This window comes from Candidatus Nanopelagicales bacterium (assembly GCA_018003655.1).
In the GTDB taxonomy this organism is placed as follows: Bacteria; Actinomycetota; Actinomycetes; order S36-B12; family UBA10799; genus JAGNDY01.
In genome coordinates, this window is the sequence record JAGNDY010000076.1 from 1 (window position 1) to 8,438 (window position 8,438).

General features: G+C 63.5%; 8 protein-coding genes. 3 read left to right on the plus strand and 5 right to left on the minus strand.

Going from position 1 to position 8,438, the window contains the following annotated elements; translation table 11 throughout:
• Positions 1-761 (minus strand): S-methyl-5'-thioadenosine phosphorylase (locus KAZ48_09335; protein ID MBP7972990.1); only part of this gene is annotated, 761 nt, incomplete at its 3' end.
• The gene (locus KAZ48_09340) at positions 758-2,122 is read right to left on the minus strand and encodes a DUF2029 domain-containing protein (protein ID MBP7972991.1); all 1,365 of its coding nucleotides are present in this window, start codon (positions 2,120-2,122) and stop codon (positions 758-760) included. The genes KAZ48_09340 and KAZ48_09335, both read right to left, overlap by 4 nt.
• 180 nt (positions 2,123-2,302) lie before the next feature.
• Between KAZ48_09340 and KAZ48_09345 the strand changes: the two genes are divergently transcribed.
• The gene (locus KAZ48_09345; GenBank protein MBP7972992.1) at positions 2,303-3,496 is read left to right on the plus strand and encodes a molybdopterin-dependent oxidoreductase; all 1,194 of its coding nucleotides are present in this window, start codon (positions 2,303-2,305) and stop codon (positions 3,494-3,496) included.
• Complete coding sequence (locus KAZ48_09350) at positions 3,493-3,927, plus strand: hypothetical protein (GenBank protein ID MBP7972993.1); 435 nt, start codon at positions 3,493-3,495, stop codon at positions 3,925-3,927. Before KAZ48_09345 ends, KAZ48_09350 begins: the two co-directional genes overlap by 4 nt.
• Here the strand turns inward: KAZ48_09350 and KAZ48_09355 are convergent.
• From KAZ48_09355 to KAZ48_09365, 3 genes are read right to left on the minus strand one after another with little or no spacing between them, the layout of a single operon-like run.
• Positions 3,892-5,148, minus strand: a complete 1,257-nt coding sequence (locus KAZ48_09355) for a DUF2064 domain-containing protein (GenBank protein ID MBP7972994.1) — start codon at positions 5,146-5,148, stop codon at positions 3,892-3,894. The two genes, KAZ48_09350 and KAZ48_09355, sit on opposite strands and share 36 nt — an antisense overlap.
• Positions 5,145-5,864 (minus strand): glycosyltransferase family 2 protein, encoded by a 720-nt coding sequence (locus KAZ48_09360; protein ID MBP7972995.1) that lies wholly within the window; start codon positions 5,862-5,864, stop codon positions 5,145-5,147. The genes KAZ48_09355 and KAZ48_09360 overlap by 4 nt, the downstream gene beginning before the upstream one ends.
• A gap of 56 nt (positions 5,865-5,920) precedes the next feature.
• Entirely contained in the window at positions 5,921-6,982 is a 1,062-nt protein-coding gene (locus KAZ48_09365; protein ID MBP7972996.1) for an NAD-dependent epimerase/dehydratase family protein, read from the minus strand.
• A 27-nt stretch (positions 6,983-7,009) separates the two neighbouring features.
• On the opposite strand from KAZ48_09365, the gene KAZ48_09370 reads away from it, so the two are divergent.
• Positions 7,010-8,431: a 3-deoxy-7-phosphoheptulonate synthase class II gene (locus KAZ48_09370; protein MBP7972997.1), complete on the plus strand. Its 1,422-nt coding sequence runs from the start codon at positions 7,010-7,012 to the stop codon at positions 8,429-8,431.
• Positions 8,432-8,438 lie beyond the last annotated feature (7 nt).

The window sequence follows — 8,438 nt, forward strand, 5'->3', positions numbered from 1 at the left end:
GACAACGTGGTGATGGTTTCCAGCAGGACCGCGCGCAACCGGTCAATGTTGGCCGCAAACTGGCGGTACACATCCTCTTCGGAGACACCCGGCCCCGTCGTGAGGTTCGCGGAGTAGTTGGTCACCAGCGCGAGGGCGCAGTAACACAGGTGAAGCTCGCGGGCCAGCACAGCTTCCGGGTGGCCGGTCATATTGACCAGTGTCCAGTCTTGGTTTCCGTAAAAGACCGCTTCGGCGCGGGTGGAGAAGCGGGGACCATCGATCACGACCATCGCGCCCCCGTCGTGCGCCGGCCAATCCTGCGACCGTGAAGCGTTCAGCGTTTCCAGGCGCATTCGTTCGCAGTACGGATCGGCGAACTGCGCGTGGACGGTCTGGGCCTCGAAACGATCGAAGAAGGTTTGCGGGCGGGACTTGGTCTGGTCAACGAGCTGGTCGGGAACCACCAACGAGCCAGTCGGCAGCTCGGCCTTCAGCGAACCCACCGCACAGGGTGCAAGCACCTGCCCAACGCCCAACATTTCCAGTGCTGCCAGGTTCGCCCGGTAGGGGATTGCGTGCGCGGGGAACTGGTGATTGGTCCCGTGCCTGGGCAGGAAGGCGACCAGCCGTCCCCCGACATCTGCGATCTCGATCGGAGCTGAGGGCGGACCGAACTCGGTCTCGACGGCTACCGTCTCGACGTGCTCGGGTGAGTCGGGCGAGAACATCGAGTACAGGCCGGAGCCTCCAATGATGGCGATGTCGGGGCGCAGGCTCATTGGTATGTTTCCGCCATTTCTTGGGATCCGGTGTCTGTGGATCTGTCTTTCCACCAACGCAGCAACCAGGCTCCTGAAACAAAGAGCGCCGCCAGCAGATAGAGGGTTCCGCGTGGATGTGGAACATCAAACTCAAGAGCAGGGTAGATGTACGCCACCGTCATCAAGGGCGGCAGGATCAACCAACGGCTTGGGGCTCCCAGGGCAATGAGCGCGACGAGGAGTAGCGCATACCACTGGTAGGCCGGAGTCAAAACGATGAATGAGACCCCGACGGTCGCCGCCGCCGTTATCCACGGCCGACGTGGATCGGTGCGAAGTAGTGCCCAGGTGGTTACTGCCAACAACACCACGATGCCGACTCCCAGCGCAATCGGCTGTGGCAGCACCAACCGCAGCACTGCCAACCCGCTGCCATCCTCCTCGTTCAGGTATCCGGGCAGGAATCCCGCCACCTCGGATCTGGCGGTAAACACGTACGGCAGGTACGTGATGACGAATGCCGCCGCGGCGCTGGCAATGACGAGCAGTGGTCGCCGTTTGAGTACCGAGGGGAACATCGCCGCCGGGAAGAGTTTGGTCGCCACCGCCAGCCCCAGCAGTGCGCCGCCCAGCAGCGCGCGCGAGCGGCCGAGGGTCACGCTCGCCAACACCACCGTGCCAGCGACCGCGAGGAGGACGGCCAAGCCATCGATGTGTGCGTTGTTTCCCAACTCAATGACTACTAGCGGCGACCAGGCCCACAGGACTGTCCGGCGTGGATCGGTTCCCCGGCGTTTTGCCAGCAACAGCATGATGGCCAGGGTCGACATCGCAAAGACTGCGGCAGCAATCTGCAATGGCAGCGCGCGGTGACCATCGGGAGTGACCGCAGACATCGCACGGAAGAAGAGTTGGGCGCCACCTGGATAGATGGTGTGGGCGTTCGGACGGTTCATGATTGGACATGGTCCGACGACGTCCTGATCGACACAGGTTCGTCCAGGTGGGAAGAAGTAATCGTCGCGCAGCGGTGCCAATTCGGGGTCCACTGGCGAATACAGGTACGGGTTGACCCCGGCGGATTGAACGTGCCCGTCCCAGACATAGCGGAAGAAGTCGCTGGAAAGGTGGGGCCCGGCTGTCATTGCAACGACTTGCAGAAGTAGCCCACCGCCGATAATGAGCCACAGTGCCGCGCGCTTTCCGGTCTGGCGAACCAGCAGTGCGCCCACACCGAACAGGGCCCACATCCCAAGCAGCAGCCAGAGCAGGTGCCAAGCAGTCGGTGGATCGTGAGTCAACCGCACCGCTTGCCAGGTCAGGGCAGCCAAAACAGCGAGCACGAGCGTCGCCGCGGCCGTTGCCCATCGTGATCTCATCGCGGACAGTTTCCCAGCTTGGAGACGTCTGCGGGTCGTCGTGAGCGCAATTCGTAACAGGTTGGTAAGAAAAACCAGGAGGTATCAGCCGCCTGCAACCCGTAGGTTCGTGATGTGCGCTTCTTCCCCGACAAGCCTCCGCCCCTGCTTCCGTTCAAACAGGGCGCCTTCACCAGTCGACTGCGAACCAAAAGGGCAGCAACCCTCATCGGAATCGCGCTGGGAACCGCCGTTGCCATTTGCTTCCTGACCGGACTGTTCAGCCACTTCCAGCAGCACCCCGTAACTTGGCTGCCTATCCCCACCGCCCCCACTTGGGGGTATCGGCTGACGCAAGGGCTGCACGTCGCCACAGGGCTCGCTGCGATTCCCCTCCTGCTCCTCAAGCTCTGGACCGTCTACCCGAATCTATTCGTCTGGCCGCCGATAAAGTCAGTGCTTAATGCGCTGGAACGAGCGTCGATCTTCATTCTCGTTGCCGCAATGATCTTCCAACTCGCCACCGGCACGATCAACATCACCCAGTGGTACCCCTGGTCCTTTCCCTTCACCCAGACCCACTACGCCATCTCGTTCGTGATCGTTGGCGCGATCCTGATTCATTTGGCGGTCAAGGCTCCAGACATCATGGCTGCGCTGCGCCGACGCTCGGACAGCACGCGGGCAGAACCAGATCCTGGACCGGGGGTCGAGGGGGATGCGCAGGACGCGCCACCGTCGGAGCAAGTTGACCGCGAACCCGTGCTCGTCAACCAGAGTTCGGCGCCGAGCACCAGTACCTCGGGCCTGACTCGCAGAGGCTTTCTGCTGACCGGTGGGTTGGCAGTTGGGGCAGTCACGTTGACCACTGTCGGGCAGACGCTGTCCCCGCTGGAGAAGCTGGCGGCGTTGGCACCGCGTCGTCCCTCGATCGGGCCACAGGGTTTACCGGTCAACCGAACCTCGCAAGCCGCCGGCATCACGGCGGCAGCGATCGGCGCACAGTACCGGCTGTCTGTCGCTGGCGATCGTGGTGCGGATTTCACCCTTGACCAGTTGCTGGCGATGCCGCAGAGCACCTTCGACCTACCGATTGCCTGTGTCGAGGGTTGGTCGGCAAGCGCGCGTTGGTCTGGGGTTCCGATCCGCGACCTGCTCGACCAGATTCAGGCGGGCCAGGATGCGACAGTGCGGGTGGTTTCGCTGGAGAAGGAAGGCAACTACCGGGTCACTGAATTGCCCTCACAGTTCGTCAACGACCCGATGACAATCTTGGCCCTCAGGATCGACGGTGAGCCGTTGGACATCGAGCATGGATATCCAGCGCGAATCATGGCGCCCAACCGGCCAGGGGTGCTACAGACCAAATGGGTCTCCCGCTTGGAGGTCGTATGAAGACACGAATTGCTCTGATTGCGGCTGGTCTGCTGTTGTTGGCACTCGGTGCGTACAACCTCCTTGACCAGGTTCCGCTGAAGGCGTTCCCCAATCTGATCGTCTGGCTGGCGGCCGGTGTGGTCATCCACGACGTGGTGATTGCGGCCGGGGTGGCGACCATTGGGTGGGCGATCTCGCGAGCCGTGCCCGCGAGGTTCCGGGCTCCGGTTCAGGGCGGACTGATCGTGGCGGGAGTGGTCGCCATAATGGCGATTCCCGTTGTCATCGGTGCTGGCCGTACCCCCACCAATCCGTCACTGCTACCACTGGATTACGGGCGGAATCTGGTCATCGTGCTGGTCGTGATTGCTGTGCTCACCGCACTGTTCAGTCTTTTGAGCCTGCGCAAGCCGTCAGGAGCGGATGAACGACAGGAAACTTCGGCCTGACACGCTCCAGGAATCGAGTGGTTCGAATCCCGCGGCCAGTGCCCGCGTCACAGTCGCGGACGGTCCAACCTGAGCCCACCAGAATCGCTCGCTATTGTTCCCGCGGCCGTTGGACAATCGCACGGGAACGACGTGATCGACGTCTGCTGATGTTGGCTCCACGAGCAACCGGCCACCGGTGCGCAGGAGTTCATGTGAGCGCCGCAGGAGGCGATCGGGGTCCCCAGCGATGCCGAGGTTCCCGTCGGCGAGTAGGACGGTGTCCCAGTGACCTTCGCCCGGCAGCGTGTCAAAGACCGAGCGGCACAGTGCGGCTGCACCGCCAGCGCGGGTGATTTCAACTGCGGTCGGGGCTGTGTCAACACCGAGACTATGGTGGCCGCGCCGAGCCAGGGCGATGGTGAATCGGCCCGGTCCACAGCCGATGTCCAGCGTGGCGCCGTTGCAGCGATCAAGCAGCGAATGGTCGGCGTCGTCGGGTTCAGCCAACCACCTGCGGACGTTGAGCACTGTTCGCTCACCCTGGTCATGGACAAGATGCAGATCGCTACCGTGGCGAAGCGCGTTGTCAAACACGCCTTCAGTAGGCCAATCAACGTTGGAGTCGATGCGGTCGAACTCCATGGCGAACCGCGTATGGGGCGCCCCAGCCGCAACAACGCGAGCGTCGGCGATTGTGTCGACGTCGCGATAGCTGCGCAGCATGCCGACCTCCAGACCCGCCTGGCGCAGACGTGCGAGTTGGATCTTGCCGGTGGTGTCCAGGCTCATGGGAACACCAGGGAAGACGCTCGGATCAGGCTCGCGCATTGCCACGGCCCAATACCCGCCGTCAACCGTCAGGCCGAGCCAGGCATCGAAGTCGGCGAAGTCGACAACAATGTCGGAACTGGTGATCTGGGGCGTGTCCATGCCGATGAGCAGGGCTGGACCGCTGACACGGTCGAACGCATCGGCGAGGCGGAGGTCTAACCCACCGCCAGCTTGTTGCCATACCTCGAATCCGGCAGGAATCCAGTCGCCGCGGGCACCGTCAAGTAACAGAATTCGCCTGCCGACGTCGGCCTTGCTCACCAGTTCAAGGGTGTCGTGGAGGGCGGCGCTGGCCAGCGCGGCGGCCTGCACGGCAGTAACTGCGGGCGTGAGCCTGGTCTTGACCCGACCTGGAATGGGTTCCTTGGCAATGACGATGACAGTCAACGCCTGCGATTCCAGGCTCATACGGAACTCTCCGCGGCCGACGACGCGGTGGGAGTCATGTCTGGCCGCATGTTCTTGCAGTCAGCCAGCACGGCGCTCATATCGCGCACGGCACGGGCGACCCCGCGAACCGTACCGGTGACTTTCGACTTGCCCAGTCGAGGCTCGTAGTCGATGGGGAACTCCTCGACGCGCCAACCAGCCTGACCGGCCCGGATGAGCGTCTCCAGTGGGTAGCCGAAGCGGCGGTCGGCCACGCCAAGGTCGAGCAATTCCTGCCGTCGCGCGACCCGAATCGGTCCGATGTCGCGCACGGTGAGGCCGGTCACCGACCGCACCCGCCAGGCCAGGAACCGGTTGGCCAGTCGCCCATGAAGCGGCCAAGCGCCAGTCTGGGTGGGGACGCGCCGACCTAACGTCATGTCGGCGCGGCCTGCTTCGACCGGTTCGACCAACGCGGGTAGCGTGGCCAGTGTCATCGATGCGTCAGCGTCGCAGAAGGCGACAAGGTCGGCGGTCGCCGTGACTAAGCCCCGGTGACACGCGGCGCCGTAGCCAGGCGTTGGTTCTGACACGACGAGGGCGCCCAGCTCGTTGGCGATTTCCGCGGAGTCATCGGTGGAACCGTTGTCCACCACGATCGCCCGGTAGCCCGGCGGTAGCTCTCGAAGCACCGGCTTAAGTGCCAGGGCTTCGTTGAGACACGGCAGGACGACGTCAACGGAGGCGGCGGGCACGATCTCAAAATAGAGCAATTAGGGCAGGTCGGCCACTGATCTTGCTTACGAATGTCTTACGCGCCCTTATGGCTGATCTCGGCCATACCCGTTGCAAAATGCTCCTCCGGCGCCCAGTTGAGTTCGCTGACCGCGCGTTGATTGGAGGCGGTGATGTGGCGAACGTCTCCCAGCCGAAACTCTCCGGTGACCACTGGCGGTGCCCCACCAGTGGCGGTCGACAGGGCGGCCGCCAACTCCAAAACGGTTCGGGGGTGGCCGCTGCCGATGTTGTAAGCGGGCATGGCTGAACCCGGAACGGGCGCAACGGCCGCCGCGATGACGGCGCGGGCAACGTCGCGAACGTGAACGAAGTCGCGCCGCTGACCACCGTCCTCGTACACCCTCGGTGCGTCGCCGTTGGCGAGCATCGAGACGAACAACGCGGCCACGCCCGCGTAGGGGGTATCGCGCGGAAGGCGGCGGCCATAGACGTTGTGGAATCGCAACGCCACTGCGGCGCCGCCAGTTGTTCGAGCCCAGATGTTGCCCAGGTGTTCCTGCGCGACCTTGCTCGCGGCATAGACGTTGGCCGGTTCCAGTGGCGATTCCTCGCCGACGAGGTGGTGGCCCAGGGTGTCCCCGCAGGTGGGGCATCTCGCCTCGAAATCGCCACCCGCCAGCTGCTCACGACTCCGGGCCGCAGGTGGAACCAGGCCATGTTGGGCGCAAGGAGCCACGCCCTCGCCGTAGACGACCATTGAGCTAGCGAGCACTAAGCGGTCGATGCTCGTCTCAGCCATTGCTGCTACCAAGGTGGCTGTACCAAGGTCGTTATGTGAGACGTAGTCGGCAGCGTCGCGAACCCCGTCACCGAGTCCAACCTTCGCCGCCAAGTGAACGACGGCGTCCACGCCGGTGAGTTCGGCCGCGAGTCCCGAGTGGTCGCGCACATCGGTTTGAACCACGTTGACTGTCCGCCTGGCAAAGATGTCTGCCAGGTCTGAGCAGTCGGGTTGGCTGGCTGCTTCTTCGAGGCTCCGGTTATCGATGACGGTCACCTCATGGCCCGCTTCGATCGCCGCCTGGGTGACATGAGACCCGATGAAGCCCAGGCCGCCGGTCACGAGAATCCGCACGCGGGAATGGTACGGCACGCGGTGGCCATGTCCCTGTCTGTGCGCTGGTCGCGCTGCTGCTGCCGCACCCGCAGGAAATGCGAGAGGCAGTCGCACTGCGTCGGGCTATACCCTCATAGCGTGGACTCCGTAGTGACCTGGCCCGATCTGCCTGCTGCACATCAGCCCGAATGGCCCAATGATGCTGCCGTCGCGGTCGTCCGCGAGCAGCTGGCGCTTCGTCCCCCCTTGGTGTTCGCCGGTGAGTGCGATCAGCTCCGAGATGAGCTAGCCAACGTTGCGCGAGGTGAAGCGTTCGTGCTCATGGGCGGTGACTGCGCCGAGACGTTTGCTGCCAATACGGCTGAATCGATCCGGGCTCGACTCAAGACTGTCCTGCAGATGGCGGTCGTACTGACTTATGGCGCCCGGGTGCCGGTCATCAAAGTCGGCCGGATGGCGGGCCAGTACTTCAAGCCCCGCTCGGCGGCAACCGAGACCCGCGATGGGATCACGGCAACGTCGTACTTCGGTGACGGTGTGAACGCACTGCGATTTGATCCGGTAGCTCGTGTCCCAGACCCGCAACGGTTGATCGAGGCGTACAACGCCTCGGCAGCGGCGCTGAACCTGGTTCGCGCTTTCACCCAGGGCGGCTACGCCGATCTGCGACAGGTGCATGCGTGGAACCAGGACTTCGTCCGTGACAGCCCGGCGGGTCAGCGGTACGAGAGGTGGGCCGGCGACATCGATCGGGCGCTGTCATTCATGGAAGCGTGTGGTGCGGATCCCGAGGAATTCAAACGGGTTGACTTCTTCGCTGCCCACGAGGCGTTGATCATGGACTACGAGCAGCCACTGGTCCGGATCGATTCGCGCACGGGAAATGCGTACTCAGTTTCCGGTCACTTCCTGTGGGTGGGCGAGCGGACTCGCGATCCAGCTGGTGCCCACGTGGACTTCGCCTCACGGATACACAATCCGATCGGGGTCAAGCTCGGTCCAACCTCGAACCCTGACGACGCGCTGCGCCTGCTTGAGCAACTCGATCCTGACCGAATTCCTGGCCGCATCAGCCTGATCGCGCGCATGGGTGCGGCGAACGTGCGCGAGGTGCTTCCCGGGATCATCCAAAAGGTCGAGGCCAACGGTCATCAGGTCGCCTGGATTTGCGATCCGATGCACGGCAACACGCGTACGTCTGCCAGTGGCCACAAGACACGGTCCTTTGACGACGTCATCACCGAGGTTCGTGGATTCTTTGAGGTCCATGCCAACCTCGGCACACACCCCGGCGGAATCCACATTGAGCTCACCGGTGACGACGTCACCGAGTGCGTGGGCGGCAGCTTCGGCATCGAGGAGCATCAGCTCGCAGATCGCTATGAGACCGCGTGCGATCCACGTCTCAACCGCGAGCAGTCGTTGGAGTTGGCGTTCATGGTGGCGGAGATGCTCGGCGACCGGTGAGGGCGCG

What these genes read in the sequence shown, in the direction of transcription:
- KAZ48_09350 (MBP7972993.1), top strand. Translation starts at nt 3,493, where the DNA reads ATGAAGACACGAATTGCTCTGATTGCGGCTGGTCTGCTGTTGTTGGCA.
- KAZ48_09340 (MBP7972991.1), bottom strand. Translation starts at nt 2,122, where the DNA reads ATGAGATCACGATGGGCAACGGCCGCGGCGACGCTCGTGCTCGCTGTT.
- KAZ48_09370 (MBP7972997.1), top strand. Translation starts at nt 7,010, where the DNA reads ATGTCCCTGTCTGTGCGCTGGTCGCGCTGCTGCTGCCGCACCCGCAGG.
- KAZ48_09355 (MBP7972994.1), bottom strand. Translation starts at nt 5,148, where the DNA reads ATGAGCCTGGAATCGCAGGCGTTGACTGTCATCGTCATTGCCAAGGAA.